At 63.4% G+C, this 18493-nt stretch carries 14 protein-coding genes; 7 read left to right on the top strand and 7 right to left on the bottom strand.

Annotation, left to right across the window (positions count from 1 at the left end):
• Positions 1-261: 261 nt before the first annotated feature.
• The gene (locus tag ABEA23_RS01145; protein ID WP_345476294.1) at positions 262-1899 is read left to right on the top strand and encodes an alanine/glycine:cation symporter family protein; all 1638 of its coding nucleotides are present in this window, start codon (positions 262-264) and stop codon (positions 1897-1899) included.
• A gap of 78 nt (positions 1900-1977) precedes the next feature.
• On the opposite strand, the gene ABEA23_RS01140 is transcribed toward ABEA23_RS01145, so the two are convergent.
• From ABEA23_RS01140 to ABEA23_RS01115, 6 genes are all read right to left on the bottom strand, one after another.
• Entirely contained in the window at positions 1978-2925 is a 948-nt protein-coding gene (locus ABEA23_RS01140) for a type IV toxin-antitoxin system AbiEi family antitoxin domain-containing protein (protein ID WP_345476293.1), read from the bottom strand.
• A gap of 177 nt (positions 2926-3102) precedes the next feature.
• Positions 3103-3945, bottom strand: coding sequence for an inositol monophosphatase family protein (locus ABEA23_RS01135; RefSeq protein WP_345476292.1), 843 nt, complete (start codon positions 3943-3945; stop codon positions 3103-3105).
• Positions 3942-6299 (bottom strand): NAD-dependent DNA ligase LigA, encoded by a 2358-nt coding sequence (ligA, locus tag ABEA23_RS01130; protein WP_425577073.1) that lies wholly within the window; start codon positions 6297-6299, stop codon positions 3942-3944. Before ligA ends, ABEA23_RS01135 begins: the two co-directional genes overlap by 4 nt.
• A gap of 172 nt (positions 6300-6471) precedes the next feature.
• Positions 6472-7536, bottom strand: a complete 1065-nt coding sequence (locus ABEA23_RS01125) for a baeRF2 domain-containing protein (RefSeq protein ID WP_345476291.1) — start codon at positions 7534-7536, stop codon at positions 6472-6474.
• Positions 7537-7661: 125 nt separating this feature from the next.
• A complete protein-coding gene (gene hemG, locus ABEA23_RS01120; protein ID WP_345476290.1) occupies positions 7662-9083 on the bottom strand; it encodes a protoporphyrinogen oxidase in 1422 nt (473 codons plus the stop codon).
• A gap of 4 nt (positions 9084-9087) precedes the next feature.
• Entirely contained in the window at positions 9088-10389 is a 1302-nt protein-coding gene (locus ABEA23_RS01115; protein ID WP_345476289.1) for a uroporphyrinogen decarboxylase, read from the bottom strand.
• 39 nt (positions 10390-10428) lie between these two features.
• Here ABEA23_RS01115 and ABEA23_RS01110 point away from each other — a divergent pair, with 39 nt between their 5' ends.
• The 4 genes from ABEA23_RS01110 to hemC all read left to right on the top strand — a co-directional run bounded on the left by ABEA23_RS01110 (position 10429) and on the right by hemC (position 15015).
• Positions 10429-11901, top strand: a complete 1473-nt coding sequence (locus ABEA23_RS01110) for a glutamyl-tRNA reductase (protein WP_345476288.1) — start codon at positions 10429-10431, stop codon at positions 11899-11901.
• Between the two features lie 99 nt (positions 11902-12000).
• The gene (gene hemQ / locus ABEA23_RS01105) at positions 12001-12780 is read left to right on the top strand and encodes a hydrogen peroxide-dependent heme synthase (protein WP_345476287.1); all 780 of its coding nucleotides are present in this window, start codon (positions 12001-12003) and stop codon (positions 12778-12780) included.
• A 23-nt stretch (positions 12781-12803) separates the two neighbouring features.
• Positions 12804-13928: a ferrochelatase gene (locus ABEA23_RS01100; protein WP_425577078.1), complete on the top strand. Its 1125-nt coding sequence runs from the start codon at positions 12804-12806 to the stop codon at positions 13926-13928.
• A 67-nt stretch (positions 13929-13995) separates the two neighbouring features.
• The gene (gene hemC, locus ABEA23_RS01095) at positions 13996-15015 is read left to right on the top strand and encodes a hydroxymethylbilane synthase (protein WP_345476285.1); all 1020 of its coding nucleotides are present in this window, start codon (positions 13996-13998) and stop codon (positions 15013-15015) included.
• A gap of 47 nt (positions 15016-15062) precedes the next feature.
• On the opposite strand, the gene ABEA23_RS01090 is transcribed toward hemC, so the two are convergent.
• Positions 15063-16538, bottom strand: a complete 1476-nt coding sequence (locus ABEA23_RS01090; protein WP_345476284.1) for an HNH endonuclease signature motif containing protein — start codon at positions 16536-16538, stop codon at positions 15063-15065.
• Positions 16539-16934: 396 nt separating this feature from the next.
• On the opposite strand from ABEA23_RS01090, the gene ABEA23_RS01085 reads away from it, so the two are divergent.
• Both ABEA23_RS01085 and ABEA23_RS01080 read left to right on the top strand, forming a co-directional pair.
• Positions 16935-17345 (top strand): VOC family protein, encoded by a 411-nt coding sequence (locus ABEA23_RS01085; RefSeq protein WP_345476283.1) that lies wholly within the window; start codon positions 16935-16937, stop codon positions 17343-17345.
• Positions 17345-18490, top strand: coding sequence for a DNA alkylation repair protein (locus tag ABEA23_RS01080; protein WP_345476282.1), 1146 nt, complete (start codon positions 17345-17347; stop codon positions 18488-18490). The genes ABEA23_RS01085 and ABEA23_RS01080 overlap by 1 nt, the downstream gene beginning before the upstream one ends.
• The last annotated feature ends 3 nt before the right edge of the window (positions 18491-18493 follow it).

The following is an 18493-nucleotide window of genomic DNA, read 5'->3' as shown; positions in this document are numbered from 1 at the left end:
GTCGCCAGCTGATTAAGCGCCCGTCCCTTCCCTGACCAGGGGAAAGGGCGGGCGCTTTGCTGTCTTTGAACGCAAGTCCATGATGTGGATGCTCTAGCGCAATTTTCCGGAGTCTGGAAACATGACTGTTACATTTTCATTGCGTGGCGCAAAGCGATCGAAACAGACTAGGCGTAGATTATTGCGCAATCGGGGTCTACCCCGGCTGCAATGAGTATGCAATTACTCGCATCGGAACATCCACACGAGGGGATGAACAACATGAGTCCACTGGGACTGTTAGCTGCTGCGGAGGCCGAAGAAGAGGTCTCCGGTATTCAGCAGTTCGCTGACACTATCGATGAAGCTTTCGGTGAAGCCACCGGCTTCTTCGTGAACCTGATCTTCGGTACACAGGTCACCATTCCACTGGGTAACCCCTTCCCGGAGGACTCAGTTCTCTGGGACGGTTCTCTGGTGGTGCTGTGGGCGATCGTGGCCGCCATCGGTTTCACCATTTACTTCAAGGCCGTACAGTTCCGCGGCTTCAAGGTCGCCCTTGAGGTGGTCCGCGGCAAGTGGTCCCGCAAGGATGATCCCGGTGAGGTCAATCACTTCCAGGCACTGACCGCGGCGGTTTCCGGCACGGTGGGCCTGGGCAATATTGCAGGTGTGGCAGCAGCTGTCTCGCTTGGCGGTCCCGGCGCGACCTTCTGGATGATTCTGGCGGGCCTCTTCGGCATGTGCACCAAGTTCGTCGAATGTACTCTGGGCGTTCGCTACCGCGAGATCGACCCGGTGACCGGCGAGGTCCACGGTGGTCCCTTCAAGTATCTGCCGGTGGCTTTCCGCCGTCTTGGGCGTATCCCGGTGGCGATCATCACCGGTGTCTTCGCGATCTCTGTGATGCTCTTCGGCATCATCGGCGGCGGCATGTTCCAGGCCAACTCGGCCTTCTCCGGCGTTCAGGACGCAGTGGCCACTGTGGTTGGCAACGAGGACACCTTCCTGCACTCCGAGGTGGGTTCCCTGGTCTTCGGCATCATCTTTGCTGGTCTGGTCGCGCTGGTGATCATCGGCGGCATCAAGTCCATCGGCCGCGTGACCGGTGCTCTGGTGCCGGCCATGGCGATCGTCTACGTGGTGTCCTGCTTGATCGTGATCATCGCCAATATCGGCAATATCGGTCCGGCCTTCAGCGCGATCATCGTGGGCGCATTCTCCCCTGAGGGTGTGGCCGGTGGTGTGATCGGTGTCATCATCATCGGTGTCCAGCGCGCAGCCTTCTCCAACGAGGCCGGCATCGGTTCGGCTCCGATCGCTCACTCCGCAGTGAAGACCCGCCGCCCGGTTTCTGAAGGCTTCGTGGCAGCACTGGAGCCCTTCATCGATACCGTGGTCATCTGCACGATGACTGCTCTGGTCATCATCTTCGCCTGGGAGCCCACCTGGAATGAAGCAGTCGAGGCTCACTCCGCAGCTCCGATCGGCCTGACCTTCGGCGCCTTTGACGAGTTCTTCAGCGGCTTCTCTGTGATCCTGGCGATCGCTGTGTTCCTGTTCGCCTTCTCCACGCTGATTACCTGGAGCTACTACGGCATCCAGGCCTGGCGGCATCTGTTCGGCCAGTCCCAGACCTCTGACACTATCTTCCGTGTAATTGTCCTGGTGTTCATCGTGATCGGCTGCCTGGTCTCCTTCGGCAACATCATTGACTTTGCCGACTCGGCACTGTTCTTGTGCATCTTCATCAACGTCATCGGCCTGGTTGTTCTGGCTCCGGTGGTGAAGAAGGAGATGGAGCAGTACTTCGCAGATCGCAAGGCTGGTCGTCTGATGGATGACCCGGAGTACATCGAAGGTCCCGAGGACATGGTGACCGTCTCGAAGTCCCAGGTGCAGGACACCGCAGGGGTTTAAACCAGAACCTACTGATTAACCGAGCTGGAACCTGCCGAATAGCGGAAAATCCGCGCTATTTGGCAGGTTCCAGCTCTATTAGGACCGCGCGATTGCGCCGCGGGCAGCGAGCAGCTGCGCCAGCCGGCGAATCAGCAACCCGAAATTCTGGCGAAGGTCAACGCGGTTGACCATAATGACGGTCCACCCAGCTGCTTCAAAGGCGGCATTGCGCCGCTGATCCGCCGCCTGCTGTTCTGGGGTGAAGTGGTGGACGCCCTCATACTGCAGGGCAATCTTCACCTCCGGATAGCCGAGATCTGCGGTATACCGGCAGCCCGGCCAGGCCGATACCTGTAGGACCGGCTCGGGAAGCCCCATATCAATAATTGCTAGTCGCAGCTGGGTCTCCGGTGCCGAATCGGCACCTACCCGGATAAGCCTCAGTGCTTCCCTCGCCGCCGGGACACCTGGCGTGTGGGGATGGGCGCTGACGAAATCCCGTAGCGCATTGATGCTGGTCCAGGGAAGTCCCCGGGGCTCATAGGCCTTCTTGGGGATCCGGACTAATTGGTCCCCGGCAGCGTTAAGGGCCGGTACGGGAATAATGACCGCCAGTTCTAGGAACGTCCTCTCAGGGGAGGAGACCTGGATCCCATCGAGGTCGATGACTTCGGTGTCACCGACTTTCATAGGCCGGTGCACGACGGCGTTGGGTAGTTTCGCTAGCGACGTGCTGTACAAAGCGCTGATATGAATTGGCGAAGGTCCGACCAGCTTTCTCTCGCCGGTGGGAAGGTGATAGAGACCGGCCGCGGTGGTATGCGAATACCAGGTACCGGGAACCATCCGCTGGAATGACCGGAGCTGGTCAGTGTCCTCCTCGGGGGAGAGGACCGGGGCCTGCAGACACCGATACACTCCGCGACTGATGCGCTCAATGTCTGGGGCCCTCAGCCGGCGGTCAGAGATCCCTAAAGCGCGGGCTTCCTGGCGGGTGAAGGTCTTGCCGAGCAGTGGGGGCGGTAACGGGCGGCGAATGCGCATAGCTACAGCCAATAAGAAAAAGCAGCAGTTCCGTGGTTGTAAGACCGACGCTGTGGAGTCCGAGCGGGTTACCGCGAAAGCCGCTGAACCGGGGAAAACTCCCCTCCCCGCCCGTTGACCGTGCTGAAACCTGCCGAATGGCGGCAATACCTCACTATTCGGCAGGTTTCAGCCCTATCAGAGGCCGGTGGGGGTGGGCAGTAGCTGGCTGTGCTCCATGCCCAGGTGGCCCACCACGCACCAGTCGGGGGCCTCTGCGCTATTGGCGGCCGCCGGGCGGCGCACTGGGACACCAGCTTCCTCAGCGATCACCGCAGCTGCCGCCCAATCGTGCTCCCAGATGCCGTACTCGGCGTAGGCATCCAGGGTGCCATCGGCCACCATGCAAATATCCAGTGCCGCGGCACCGAGTCGGCGAAGATTGCCGAAGCCGGTCAGCATATCTGCCACAGTGGCGGTCTGCTGCTCGCGGCGGGCCGGGTCATAGCCGAAGCCGGTGGCCAGCAGTCCCGCGTGCGGATCCCCGGTGGGCCCGACCAGCCGCACCGGCTCATTGGTTCCGCGCGAGGTGAAGGATCCGTGGCCCTTCACGCCCCACCAGATGCGGTTCAGCGCAGGGGCATTGACCACGCCCACCAGCCACGTGCCGTCAGGACCCTGCAGTCCAACGGAGGTGCCGTAATAGGCGATACCGCGCACGAAGTTGGTGGTGCCATCCAGCGGATCGATGGACCATCGGTAGCCGCTGGGATTATCCACCTCGGTGGTGCCGTATTCCTCGCCAGAGATGGTGTCCTGAGGCCGACGGCGGCTGATTGCTTCGCGCACGGCCTCCTCGGCCCTGCGATCGAAGTCAGTGACCAGGTCGGATTCTGATGATTTGGTCTTCACTCCGGACTGGTCTTCGGTCAGCACTGTGCCGGTGGGAGCAACCTCGTCACGTTCTGCCAGTACGGCAGCGCCCGCGGCAGCGGCCTCCTGGGCGATCTCCAGCAGTTCAGTGATTCGTGCTTCAGTCATTGTGATACTCCCTCAGGACCTTTTTCCAGCAGTGCAACGAACTCGTCCTCATCCAGTACCGGAACGCCCAGCGTCTCAGCCTTGGTGAGTTTGGAACCGGCATTCTCACCGGCCACCACATAATCGGTCTTCTTCGAGACTGAGCCGGAGGCCCGACCGCCGCGACTGATGATGGCTTCTTTGGATTCATCCCGGGAGAAGTTCTCCAAAGAGCCGGTGACCACAACGGTCAGCCCCTCCAAGGTGCGGGGGGTGGACTCATCCACCTCGTCTTCCATCCGCACTCCGGCCGCGGCCCAGCTCTCCAGAATCTGACAGTGCCAGTCCACGCTGAACCATTCGCGGATGGAGGCGGCAATCGTTGGGCCTACACCGTCGATCCCCGCCAGCTCCTCCTCGCTGGCCGCCCGAATCTTCTGCATCGATCCATAGGCGCTGGCCAGAGCGCGTGAGGCGGTGGGGCCCACGTGTCGGATGGACAGGGCCACCAGCACCCGCCACAGGGGTTGCTCTTTGGCTTTCTCCAGCTCGGAGAACAGCTTGACCGTGTTCTCGCGCGGCTTGGAGGCTTCCTTCAGCTCACCTTTGACGTACTGCGGTTTGGTCCAGAAATACAGCACGGGGGCGAATCGGCCAGTGCCTTCGAACTTGCCGGTCTCGGGGCTCTTCTCCAGCACCTCACGCCACCGGTACACGCCTTTGAGGTCTTCAGGGGTTATGTCGAACAGCGAGGCCTCATTGCGCAGCACCGGTTTCTGCGCCAGCGGCTGGCCCTCGTCGTCGTACTCCACCGTAGCCCCGGATTCTGCAGTCTTGTCCACGTCGATGAGTTCCTTGGGCGGGCGCACCTCTTCCGGGTCCGGATTGGTCAGCGCGAGTCCGGCTTCTTCACCCAGGGCCTCGATGTCCAATGCCCCGCGCGAACCGACATGGATGACTCGTTCGGCCAGCTGGGCCGGGCAAGTCTGAGCATTGGGGCAGCGGTAATCGACGTCGCCCTCTTTGGCCGGTGCCAGCTCGGCACCGCAGGCCGGGCAATGACTGGGGAACACGAACTCTTTCAGCTTGCCGGACTCTTTCTCGCGCTTCTCCCGTTCGGCAAGTACCGGCCCCAGTACCTCAGGGATCACGTCCCCGGCTTTGCGGACCAGCACGCGGTCGCCGATCATCAGGTTCTTCAGCTTCACCACGTCCTGGTTGTGCAGGGTGGCTTTGGAGACCTCGGAGCCGGCCACCTTCACCGGCTCCAGAACCGCAAACGGTGTGACGCGGCCGGTGCGGCCCACCTGCACGCGGATGTCCAGGAGTTCGGTGGATTTCTCCTCCGGCGGGTACTTATAGGCCGCAGCCCAGCGCGGTACCCGGGAGGTATGTCCCAGGGCTCGCTGCAGGTCAAAGCTGTCCACCTTGATGACCACGCCGTCGATCTCGTGGACCAGGCTGTGCCGGTTCTTCAGATGCTCATCGAGATAGTCATCGATCTGCTCATAGCTTTCCAGCAGCTGGGTATAGGGGCTCACCGGCAGGCCCCAGGCCGCCAGCTGGTCATAGACCTCGTGCTGGGAAGTCAGGGTGATGCCCTCCCGGGCGCCGATGCCGTGCACGAACATGGACAGCGGGCGCTCAGCGGTTTTGGCGGGATCCTTCTGTCGCAGGGAGCCAGCGGCGGCATTGCGCGGATTGGCCAACGGTGCCTTGCCCTGTGCAGTCAGCTGCTCGTTGAAGGCGTGAAAGTCGGCGGTGGGCATGAAGATCTCGCCGCGGACTTCCAGCTCCGCCGGATGATTCTCACCGCTGAGCTGCTGCGGAATATCCCCGATGGTGAGCACATTGTGTGTCACGTCTTCACCGGTGATGCCGTCGCCGCGGGTCGCAGCTCGCACCAGTTTGCCCTCGCGGTAGAGCAGATTGATGGCCAGACCGTCGATCTTCACCTCAGCGAGCCATTTCAGCCCCTGCGAGACGGCCTCGGGCCGCAGTTGGGTCAGGCTCGCCATCGCGCGGTCGTACCAGGTGCGCAGCTCGCTGCGGGAGAACAGGTCTTCCAGTGAGTAGAGCCGCTGTATGTGTTTGACCGGGGAAAATGCTTCCGAGACCTCGCCGCCTACCTCCTGGGTGGGGGAGTCGGCAGCGACCAGCTCTGGGTGCTCGGCTTCGATCTGCTGCAGACGCTCGTAGAGTTCGTCGAACTCCGCATCCGAGATCAGCGGCTGGTCCTCCTGGTAGTAGGCGATCCGGTGTTTGCGGACCTCTTCTACCAGCTGCGCGTACTCTTCACGCAGGTCACGGCCAGGTGTGGCGTCCTCGTTTTGGCCGGTTGCCGGCGCTGTTTCCTCAGGCACTGTTTCGCTCACTGCTCCAGTCTAGTAGCGGCCGCTGATGTGGAACCTGAGCGGAGTCAGGGTGAGCACGTCGTCAGCTCAGCACCTCAGGGCTCCCTCACGAGGTCGCCCCGCCGGCCGCCGACAGGCGGTTCCGGCGGGGCATACGGTCCCAGCCCCTGCGGAGCAGGTGCCTGCAGGGACCCTAGGGGTTGACGTCCATCTGGTCCACGGGGGCCTCGTAGCGCAGAATGGCCGCGGCATGATCGGTGATGCTGGTGCCCACCAGGGCGACCGCGGCATCCACGCTCGCGGCAGCGTACAGCAGCTGCTCTTCATCGTCTGCCTGCTGGTCATAGCGCAGCAGCAGGGTATCGATGGCGCCGAGCTGGGCCGCCCGGCGGATATCTTCTGCGCCTTCCACAGTGAGGTTGCCGGCCTTGGACTCCTGATAACGATCTGTCTGTGTCCGGGCTTTCTCGATGGTCAGTGTTCGGGCCAGGGCCTCCAGATCCTCCTGGAGGGCGCGCTCGCCACCTTCATCAGCGGATCCGGAGGGGATGCCTCCGCCGGATTCCACCTCCCGGGCGATGCCCTGCAAGTCAGCAGGCAACTGTTCATGCAGCAGCTTCCGGCCCTGAGTCTCTCCGGCGAGCACCAGTACGTCTGGTTTCCAGGACTTGGCGGCCTTGGTCACGGAGACGACGACGTCGCGGATATTCTGCTTGGCGGCTTCATCCGCAGTGTTCTGGATCTGCCGGTGTGAGAGCGCATTGCCGCGCGGTTTGTGCACAGATTCCACGGCGCTGCCTTCCACAGAACTCTCCGGTCCGGTCTCATGGACTTCCGAGGAGGTCATGACCACCCGGCGCAGCACAGCACCTTCCTGATCAGCGATGGCCACCAGCATCCGCAGTGACCGCGCACGTTCCCGGATGTAGTTTCCCAGCTGGGGCAGAGGGCCGACGACGGCGAGATCGCCCGCTCCGTGGGCGGCGTCGAAGTTCTCTTCCAGCAGCAGACCCTCCCGGTTGGCCACCAGGACACGGCCTTCGGACTGCACTGCCTGGGCTTTGCCCGCAGAGAGCGCTTGGTCTAGGGCGTCAATGGCTTGATCGTCGGCTCCGGCGTCGGCGAGTTGGCTGCGCAGCTGGTCCCAGCGCAGCCGGACCTGCTGTTCGGCGTCGGCACCGGCTTCACCGGCTTGGAGGTACACGGTGGCGAAGGGCCCCTCGGCGTCATAGATGTGACGTAGATCGGCGAGCTGCATGGTGGATCACCTTCCTTTGAAGGATCGGGTTGCTGTTGGCTCGTCCAACACCCATCACGCTAAAAACCGCAGGTCACCGCTACCAGGAAGAAAGCTGAAGAGTTCCTTAACAGTTCAAGGGCGGATCAGTTGTCCAGCATCCGGGCGGCCACAGCGCGGGCATCCGGGATGACACGGGCCAGCCCGGTGCCGGCGAACCAGGAGCCAGCAGTCCATATCTTGGTGCCCGCTTCGCCCTGAGGTAACTGGCGCAGCTGGCTGAGCGCCTGCCGGAGTTGTTGAACCCGCTGCAGATGCCCAGCGGAGGCAGCTGGCAGGGCCCGCTCCCAGCGCACGACGTCTGCATCAAGGATCTGCTCCGGACCAATGGGGACGCCGGTCAGCTGGGGGAGGTCCGCTGCCGCGGCTGCCAGCAGCTGCTCGTCGCTGGACTGGAAGCCCAGTGTGGGCGAATCAGTGGTGTCGGTGATGCGGCCGTAGGAGAGACGCACCAGGTGGTGCCCGGGCCCGAGCACGGCGGTCAGAGCGTCGGCGGCCCAAGCCCATTTGGCGGAGGCATGGGTCATGGCCTTCGCGCCGATCTCCGTCACCGAGGGAGCCACCAGCATCCCGGTACCGCGCGGGTGTGCATCCAATTCCGGGGCGTGCACCACCATCGACACCAAGGCGACGCCGCCTGTGCCGCCGTCGCTGAACCCTTCGCCTTCCAGCTGAGGCAGTACCGGCCCAAGAAGCTCCAGCGCCGCGAGACCGTCCACTGCCAGCAGCAGGTGATCAGCTTCCAAGCCGCGCAGATCGGTGACCCGGTGATTCAGATGGATGGTCACACCGGCCTGACGCAGCGCTGCTTCCAACGCATCCACCAGAGTGGCCATCCCGCCATGCAGGGACTGCACCGCCGAACCCGCTGGGGCCTGGGCTTTCAGCCGCTGGACGGCGCGAGCCAGCGAGCCCTCTTCCAGCATGGCCCTGAAGAGTCCGGGAGCAGCGGTGTTCATATCCAGTTCGTCGGGATCTGCGGAATGAACTCCAGAGGTGATGGGGGAGACCAGAGCGTCGACGACGACGTCGCCCATTCGGTCCCGGGCCACCTGGCCCACCGTGGGGGAGGAGACTCCCCGCCACTGGTCCACCGGGCGGTGGAGGTCCTGCGCCGCGCGGACTGCAGCTTCTGCGCCGATGAGCCGACGAACGTCCTCTGCCTGCGGGTCACCGGGGATGCCCAGTAGGCCGGTAGCAGGCAAGGGGGCGGCAAGACCCGGGATCTGCAGCCAGGCCCCGGCCGGATTGGGGCTGACGACCTGCTCGGCCAAGCCGAGGTCCTCAATGAGCTGGCGTACTGCTGTGGTGCGGGTGGCGAAGGCCTCCGCGCCAGCATCACAGCGAACACCGGCTAAGACATGCGGCGCCACCGCACCGCCGAGTCGGCTGCCGGCTTCGTACACGGTGACCTCAGCCCCGCGGCGAGCAAGGTCCCAGGCGGCGGTCAATCCGGCGATTCCGCCGCCGACGACGGCGACTCGACTGGTGCGGGGGGCCGGCGCCACGATCTCAGTCCTGTCCGGGGTGGGTCTCCACGGAATGGATCTGCTCCACCACGCGGGTCAGCACCTCTGGGTTGGTCTCTGGTGGCACGCCATGACCGAGGTTGACCACGTGCCCGCCGGCCGAGGCGCCGTCGGCAAGCACCGCCTGCACGTGCTGATGAAGAGTCTCTGCATCTGCAAAAAGCATGGCTGGGTCGATGTTGCCCTGCAGCGGGGTACGCCGTCCGTTGGTTCCTGCGCCGAGCTGATCGGCCGCCTCGCGCAAGTTCATGCGGTAGTCCACACCCAGCACCGGGTAGGTGGTCAGGGAGGCGGGATCGTGTGCGGTGCGGCCCTCCTCCTTCGCGGCTAGGGCCTCGCCCATGGCCTGCAGGACGCTGGGTCCGGACTCCACCGGCTCCTGCGGGGCGATGCGTGCGAACTCGACAACAGCGCGCATCACATCCAGGATCTGGGAGGTTCCGGTGCCGAAGTGGATCACGGGCACGCCTAGGTCAGCCACATGGCTCAGGGCGGCCTGGGAGAAGGGCGCTACATACTCCAGGTAGTCGGCGCGGCTCAGTGAGCCCGCCCAGGAATCAAAGAGCTGGGCGGCGGAAGCCCCGGCCATCACCTGGGCTCGCATGAAAGCTCCCGAAGCGCGGGCGGCCCAGGCTGCCAGCTCGTTCCAGGTCTCTGTATTGGCCTTCATCATGGTGCGCACCGCCAGGTGCTCCTTGGAGGGCTTGCCCTCCACCATGTAGGCGGCCAGGGTGAACGGCGCTCCGGCGAAGCCGATCAGCGGGGTGACCCAGTCGCGGTCGGCCTCAGCGGCCATATCCTTCAGGCCAGAAGTGGTCAGCTCAACGGCCTCCACAATAGGGGCGAACGCCGCCTCGTCCAGTTCCGGCAGGGCCCGCACATCCTCCAGGGTGCGTACCGGGGAGCCGAGCACTGGGCCGACGCCGGGCTTGATCTCCACATCCACGCCGGCCAGGCGCAGCGGAATCACGATGTCTGAGAAGAAGATCGCGGCGTCTACATCATGGCGTCGCACCGGCTGCAGAGTGATCTCCGAGGCCATCTCCGGGTTCAGGCAGGAGTCCAGCATGGTGGTGCCTTCACGCAGCTTGCGATACTCCGGTAGCGAACGCCCGGCCTGTCGCATGAACCACACCGGCTGGCGGGCCGGCGCTGCCGGATTCCCCGCGGCATCGCGGCCTCCGCGGTACTGATTGAGCAGTGGAGCCTCGGTGGTGAGGCCGGTGACCAGGGGGTGATCAGCGGGCAGGGATGGGGCCGGCGTCGTCGAAGTCATAGTCACCATTCTGCCGCGAACTTCGACGCGCGGTAGAATCGTGCCGCCGTGGTTCTTTTCTCACTTGTCGCAACCCACACGGATCTCGATCTCGAGACGGTGGGAACCCTCTCCTCAGGAGCAGCCGATGTCGCTGCTTCTGTCGATCTGCCTGCCGTCACGCTGGCCACCTGCAACCGGCTGGAGATCTACGCAGAGACCCCTTCTTCGAGTGTCGAAGCGGTGCGTGAGAGCCGTGAACGTCTGCTTGACGCAGTGGCGGAGGCCTCCGGCTTGGATCGCGAGACCGTGGCCCGTTCGTTCAAAACCCTGGTTGAGGACGACGCCGTCTCGCACCTCTTCGAGGTCGGCGCAGGTCTGGATTCCGCCGTGATCGGCGAGCGGGAAATCGCCGGACAGGTTCGGCGGTCCCTGAATGAGGCGCAGTCTGCCGGGACCGTCTCCGGAGGTCTGACCAAGCTCTTTGAAACCGCTACCCGCACGGCTAAAGAAGTCGGAGCTAAAACCGCTCTGGGTTCGCGTGGGCGGTCCATTGTCTCTGTGGCCCTGGATATTGCCGGCGATATGCGCGGCGACGGCGCCGCGTTCTACCGTGATGCCAATGTGGTGCTCATCGGTACAGGGGCGTATGCCGGTACCACCTTGGCGCAGCTGGCCGAGCGCGAGGTTCCGGCGATCTCGGTCTTCTCCGGCTCCGGACGTGCTGAGTCCTTCCTTGATGAGCGCCGTCGATTCCTCGGTGAACGTGCGGAGAATGTGCGTGCGCTGAGTATGGGCGAACTGGCCGAGGCCTTCCGGAACGCAGACGTGATCATCGGCTGCTCCGGTGGAAACCGTCAGATCACCGCCGCGGAGATCCGCTCCCTGGCCGGTCTGGAAGAGCACGGCAGGTCATTGACGGTCATCGACTTAGCGCTGACACATGACTTCACCCCGGATGTGGCTGAACTTCCCGGGGTTGAGCTGATCACTTTGGAATCGGTGAAGGTCGCCGCCCCCGAGGAGACCGAGGACTCTGTGGATCAGGCCCGCGCCGTCGTGGCGGAGTCTGTGCAGCAATACCTCACAGAGCGTCGGGAGCGCAGTGCCGATGACGCCATTGTGGCGCTGCGCCGGCACACCCAGCAGGTGCTGGATGAGGAGATGGAGCGGGTCCGCAAGGCACATGGGTGCACGGCCGCGGCTGAAGAGGTGGAGTTCGCGATGCGACGGATTGTGCGCAAGCTGCTGCACACTCCTACCGTGCGGGCTCGTGAGCTTGCCGCGCAGGGGCGCACTGAGGACTATGTGGCCGCCCTGGAGGCTGTCTTCGGTCTGGAGGTGGCTCCACGTGAGCAGGAAGGTGTGCGCGAGAAGCCCGCTCGGCGTCGTCGTGCCGAGGAGTTCTCCGCCGCTGAGCTGGCACAGATGGCCGCATATTTGCAGCAGGTTCCCGACGGCGGGTTCTGCCGTCACCATAAGCCGGGAGAGTTCAGCATCGAGCGCCTGCCGGCGGTGGCACAGCTGCGCCAGAGTGCCTGAGACCAGTGCTCCACGCCACTTCTACAACCTGTAGAAATACTCTCCGCACAGGTTAGACTGCTTAATACGAACTCTTAAGAATTAGAAGAGGAGCCCGATGTGAGCGAAGGTTACGGCCGCAATCCCCAGCGCAGCGCCGAGGAGGTCAACACTTCCGGCAAGGACTGGTTCACCCTCTTCACTGTTCTTAAGCGCAGCCCTGCTCAGAGCTACTGGGACCGGGTGGTGCGCAGCGAACCCGCCGAGGGCCGCAGCGCCAAGAAGCTCACCAGTGAGTTCGACGACGCCGTAGCCGAACTGCGCGGCGCCGGTCTGGGGCATGACGAGAACGCCGTGGAGCTGCGCGGAGCCTATGACGTCTCCGGAATGCGCTCTGAGGCTGACATCATGCTCTGGCTCACCGGGCATAAGGCCGAGAACCTGCAGGCGGCACTGCGCACGCTGCATCGCACCGGTCTGCTCAACCAGACCGAAATCGCTTTCTCCGCCATGGGCGTGCACCGCACCGCAGAGTTCGCTCGCGGCCATGTGCCTGCCTTCGCCCGCGGGGTCGAAGCCGAGGACTGGCTGGTGGTTTACCCGTTCAACCGCAGCTACGACTGGTACCTGCTGGAACCGGCTGAGCGCGGCAAGATGCTGCGTGAGCATGGCATGCTCGGCCAGGAGTTCCCCTCGGTTCTGGCCAACACCACCAGCGCCTTCGCCCTCAATGACTGGGAGTGGCTGCTCGCGCTGGAATCCCCTCAGCTCACGGATCTTGTGGACATGATGCGCAAACTGCGTGAGTCCGAGACCCGTTACCACGTCCGTGACGAGACCCCGTTCTACACCGGACGTCGCCTTGCCCACACTGACGAGATCCACGAGGTGCTTGCCTGATGACCACCACCCCCGAAGCCCCGATGCCCGCAGAGTACATCGCCCAGCAGCCGCTGGAGGGTGAGCGGATGAACTATGACGCCATCCTGCTGGCCAGCTTCGGCGGCCCTGAGGGGCAGGATCACGTGATTCCCTTCCTGCGCAACGTCACTGCTGGCCGTGGAATCCCGGATGAGCGCCTCGAGGAAGTGGCCACCCACTACCGCGCCAATGGCGGAGTGAGCCCGATCAATGCCCAGAACCTGGAGCTGAAGGCAGCCCTGGAAGCAGAGCTGGCCAAGCGGCAGATCGAGATTCCGATGTACTGGGGCAACCGCAACTGGGACCCATACTTCAATGACACTTTCCGGGAAATGCATGAGGTCGGCCACCGCAAGGTCCTGGTGCTGGTCACCTCCGCTTATGCCGGTTACTCCAGCAATGACCAGTATCTGGAGGACTTCGAGCGTTCGCTGAAGGAAACCGGGCTTGAGGGAGAGTTGAAGCTGGTGAAAATTCGCCAGTTCTTCTACGACAAGGCCTTCACCAGCCCCAATGAGGAGTTCCTGGCCGCTGGCATCAAGGATGTGCAGTCCCAGCTGCAGGACAAGGGGAAGACTGAGGGCAAGATCAAGGTCCTCTTTGTCACCCACTCCATCCCGACTTCTGTGGCTGAAGCTCAGGGTCCGCAGCGCATTAAGGATCTTTTCGGCACCGATGTCTACACTGCCCAGCACAAGGCAGTCGCCGATTACCTGATGTCTGCGGTTTCTGAGGCAGATGGTATTGACTACCAGGTGGTCTTCCAGTCCCGCTCCGGTGACCCCCGCACCCCCTGGCTGGAGCCGGATATCAACGACCAGATCGAGGAGGACGCTGCAGGCGGCTATGCAGGCGTCGTCGTTGTGCCCTTCGGCTTCATCTCCGATCACATGGAGGTCATCTGGGATCTGGACACCGAGGCGAAGGAAACCGCTGAGGAGTTGGGCCTGGCCTTCCATCGCGCGCCGACCACCGGCGTGCACCCGGAGTTCATCTCCGGCCTGGTGGACGTCATGGGTGAGTACATCACTGGCGTAAACGCCGAGCCGCTTGCCAACGGTGAACAGACTGTTCCCGGCGACTGGTCCGATCTGACCAGAGAGGGCGGCTGGGGCACCCCGCTCTGATCCGCTCCCGGTGCGCGCCGGGTGGCCGCGGCGTCGACCACTTCAATCCAACCCAAGGAGCTGCTTGATGGACGCTTTCCGAGTAGGTACCCGAGGCAGCAAGCTGGCGCTGACCCAGACGACGACGGCGGCTGAGGCGCTGGCCGAGCGTTCCGGGTTGGACTATGAGCTGGTCACCATTAAATCCGAAGGCGATGTGCTCACCGGTCCGCTTTCTCAGCTGGGCGGTACCGGTGTCTTCGCCACTGCGCTGCGCCAAGCGCTCTTTGATGAGCGGGTGGATGTGGCGGTGCATTCGCTGAAAGACCTGCCGGCGAAGGACCTGGAGGGTCTGACTATTGCAGCAGTGCCGATGCGCGAGGATGTGCGCGACGCACTGTGCTCTGCCGATGACCTGACGTTGGAGGAGCTGCCTGAGGGCGCGAAGGTGGGCACTGGCTCTCCGCGTCGTGCCGCTCAGCTGCTGGCGGCTCGACCGGATCTGCAGATTGTTGATATCCGTGGCAATGTGGGCACCCGCCTGGCTCGGGTGCGTGGACGCGAAGCGGCTGCGGAGGCCTCCAGTCAGGCGCCCGATGCTGCACGCGGGGATCTCGATGCGGTGGTGCTGGCCGGTGCTGGTCTGCGCCGGTTGGGGTTGGAAGAGCATATTTCGGAGCTGCTGGACCCGGCGGTGATGCTGCCTGCGCCCGGACAGGGTGCCCTGGCGGTTGAAGTACGGTCCGCTGATGCCGCGCCTGTGTCGGCGCTGGGTATTGCGCTGGCTCAGTATGAGAGCATCCCCACGCGCCTGGAAGTAACTGCGGAGCGGGCTCTGCTGGCGCGTCTTAATGCTGGCTGCGCGGCACCGATCGGCGGCATTGCCCGATGTGAGGATGAGCCCGACGGCGGAGTGCGGCTGCGTCTTGACGCCACTGTCTGTGCCCCTGATGGCTCCGAGGTCCAGCAGGCTGGCCAGGAGCTGACATTAGAGGCCGGGGTCACCCGCGAGGCGGGCATGGAGGCTGCTGAAGAGCTCGGCCGAGCGGTGGCCGAGACTCTGCTGGAGGAAGACACCGGTCTGCTCAAGCACGTGGTGGATTCCTAGGCGTCATTAGCGCACGTTCGGGAGGGCGTGCCGTTGGTTCCTTGAGGTCAAGCGGCGAGGGTGTACCGGACCGGGGCGTCGCGCCATATGAAGTCCGGCGCAAAGCGTCCGGCAGTACCTGCCCCAGCGCATGTGCTTGTGCCGCCGTCAGTATCACCGTCAGGGCTGCTGTCGGTGTCTGTGCCCCTGCCGGTTTCTGAACCTGCGTCTGTGTTTTCGGTTTGTGGTGGGTGGAGGAAGCCGTGGGATTTCATCCGGTGATGACGCCGACACAGTGCCCAGAGGTTCTCTGCGGTGGTTTCTCCGCCGTGCTCCCAGGGGGTCTGGTGATCAACATCGCAGCGCTCGGCGCTGATGGTGCATCCTTCTGCTTGGCAGGTCCCGTCTCGGAAGATCAGTGCGTCGCGTAGGTGCGTTGGTGGGTACCGGCCGATATACCGGGCACTGAGTAAGTCGTGCTCCGCGTTGCGGTCATCCCGTCGTGTGCTGCCCTGGTACCAGTGATGCTGGGCCTCTGGGTTGGCGGCGAGGTGGCGTGCTTGGTGGGCGGGGATCATCCATGACCGATCTGCAGCCATCGCCGGCTCGTCTGCTTCACCGGTGAGGGTGGCCTCCGGGATCATGATCATGATCTTGGCATCAACCGCGGCGTCATAGACCCGTCCATCACGTAGCCATGCGGTGAGGAGGTCTGCTTCCCGCTGAGCCAGAGTACGGGGATCCGCTGCTTGAGGATTGGTGGTGCTGGGGTCCGAAGTTTGAGGATCGGAGGCAGGGCCCTCAGCGGTGTGAGGTTCAGCGGTGCTGGAACCTGCAGTGTGCGCGCCCGGGGTGGCTGGTTCTGAGTTGGCCTGGCCTGCGCTGGGCTGGTCCATGCCGCGGGCTGCGGCTTTGAGGCGCTTCTCGATCGCAGCGGCTTCCAGCGTAGGGATATACGCCTGCAGATAACTCATCCCGTGGGACTGGTGCTGAAACCGCACGAACCGGGCTTGGGTTTCCTTCTCACAAGCCCGTGCATAGGCCTCTGGGTCTAGTGAGGCGGTGTAGCGGGTGAGCCAGTGATGAAACTCCGAGAGACTACGACGCTGGGCTTGCTCGGCCGCGGCCTGATCTAACTGTTGAAGCAGGTCCGCGGGGAGGCTACTGGTGGTGCCGGCGTCGACGGTTTTCCGCACCCGGGGCAGGTCAATAAGACCCTCACAGAATGCCCGCCACGTGTGGGGGAGAAGGCACTTAGCCTCCTGTGTGGTGTTCAGGATGCTAGTGGCGGTGCGGTCGCTGGTCCCGAGGATCCGAGCGGCATCACGAACCGCGGCACGATCTGCCTCAGACCGGACGACCAGGGGTTCCTGGGCATAATGCGCGGCAGTCCGTGAACGGTAGTCCAAAAGTGCGGTGATGGTGGCTGCTTCACCTCGCCGTGCAGCGACCTGCTGCTCCCAGGCTGCAGCGAGTTCTGGTTCCCCGGCGAGGGCTCTCAGGTGCTCAGGCATGGGAGGGGTGCTGCTGGTGGAAGCTGCCATAGTGATCACCCCTGTCCCTGTGCCGGCCTTGCCGTCTGCTTTTGTGCCTGTCTGCGTGGTTGTCTTCGTGCTCGCCTGCGTGCCGGTTTTCGTGCCTGTCTTCCAGGTCTCTCGACTAGTCCTGAGGACCTGTCCATCTATCGAATCTATGTTCTATTGTTTCATCTTGTCTGGTACCTGTCGAGGGTTTTTGGATACTTTTTCTGACGGGGGGGCGCCGGGTTGAAGGAGACTGGTCCGTTCGCCCCGCGACAGGCGGTCCGTACCGACAGCTAAATGTGACATCGCTGCCCCAGGGTCTGGTCTCCCTCGATTGCCATTAGTCTGCATTTACCCCCTTCCTATCGAATATAGGTTCGACTACTGTGGGTGTGGTCACCACAGGAAGGAATCGCCATGAGCATCAGTGGACCTTCGAGTTCTCCCTCCCACATCACTTTCGGGGCCTGGAACGTGCAGGCTGAGGACCCGGATCGATTAGCCACGTTCTGGGCAGAGTTTCTGCAGGTCACTCCGCAGCTGTCCATTGATTCGGCGTATCTGCCGGCGGCTGGTGCCGGGGGTGTGCCCATGATGTTCCAGTTGAGATCGGATCCACGACCCCAGTACCAGGTGGCCCATCTTGATCTGACCGTGCCCTGGGGCAGGCGAGAGACAGAAGTGCGGCGCGCCCTACGCCTGGGTGCCCTGCATGAATGGGATGTGCTGGACGAATATCCGCATGTGCAGTGGTCCACTCTCTCCGACCCCGAAGGCAACCTGTTCTGCCTTGCCGAACATCCCCCTGTCCAGCCGAAGCAGCGGTAATGCCTCAAGCAGATGAACTGATCAGCACGCAGACCGCTGAGACACTCACTCGACAGCTAGCTGCCATCACCGGCAGCCATATGCCAGCACTCACCGCCGCATCGCGCGCTTTTGACGGGTTGAGTCTGCGGGAACGCTCAGATCATCTGCGCGATGCTCTCCTGGAGGACATCCCGGGCGACTACGAGCAGCTAGCAGCGGTGATCCGAGCAGCCGCCGAGTCAGCCGAGTTCACCGGGTGGCTCATCTGGCCGGTGACCAGCGCCGTTGCTGCACGCGCCCGCACGGAAGCAACCCACCAGGCTTTTGCCGACGCCCTTCACCTGCTGGCGGAATTGACCCACCGGCTGACTGCAGAATTCGCCATCCGCGCCCTGCTGCGGCATGACCTCGACGCAGCGCTGAGCATCATCACAGAATGGACCACATCGCCCGATGAACATGTGCGTCGTCTAGCCAGCGAAGGAACACGCCCTTACCTTCCATGGGCGGTGCGTATCCCGCAGCTGACCAAGCAGCCAGGTATCACCATCCCCATCCTCAACACGCTGTACAAGGACAAGAGCGAATACGTTCGCCGTTCAGTGGCTAATCACCTCAACGACCTCAGCCGGGACATACCGGACGTAGTAGTGGAGACCGCCCGCAGCTGGCTGGCGGACCCTGACGAAACAACGCCGTGGGTAGTTCGACACGGCCTGCGCACCCTGATCAAGAAGGGCCACCCCTCGGCTCTAGAACTGCTGGGCTTTGGGCCGGCAGAAATTGAAGTGTCCGGCCCGTATCTGGAGCGCACCGAGGTGCCGTGGGGAGGAGCCCTGACGTTTCGAGCTGAACTGCACAACACCGGCGAAGAACCTGCGCAGTTGGCTATCGACTACGTCATCCACCACCGCAAGGCCAACGGAACCACCACAGCTAAGACTTTTAAGCTGACCACCGGAGTACTCGGGCCAGGGGAGTGCCTGAGCGTGCAGCGTAAGCACTCCTTCAGGATGATCACCACCAGGCGCTACTACCCGGGAGCCCACGCTGTGGCCCTGCAGATTAACGGCATCGCCACGGAACAGCGGTCTTTTGAGCTACTGCCCGAGGAGCGGGGGAGGCCCCCTTTGGATGATCTGATCACCGCAGCCTCATCCTGAGGT

The sequence above is a fragment of the Nesterenkonia rhizosphaerae genome, from assembly GCF_039544555.1.
In the GTDB taxonomy this organism is placed as follows: domain Bacteria; phylum Actinomycetota; class Actinomycetes; order Actinomycetales; family Micrococcaceae; genus Nesterenkonia; species Nesterenkonia rhizosphaerae.
This window is presented reverse-complemented; position numbering and strand designations above follow the sequence as displayed.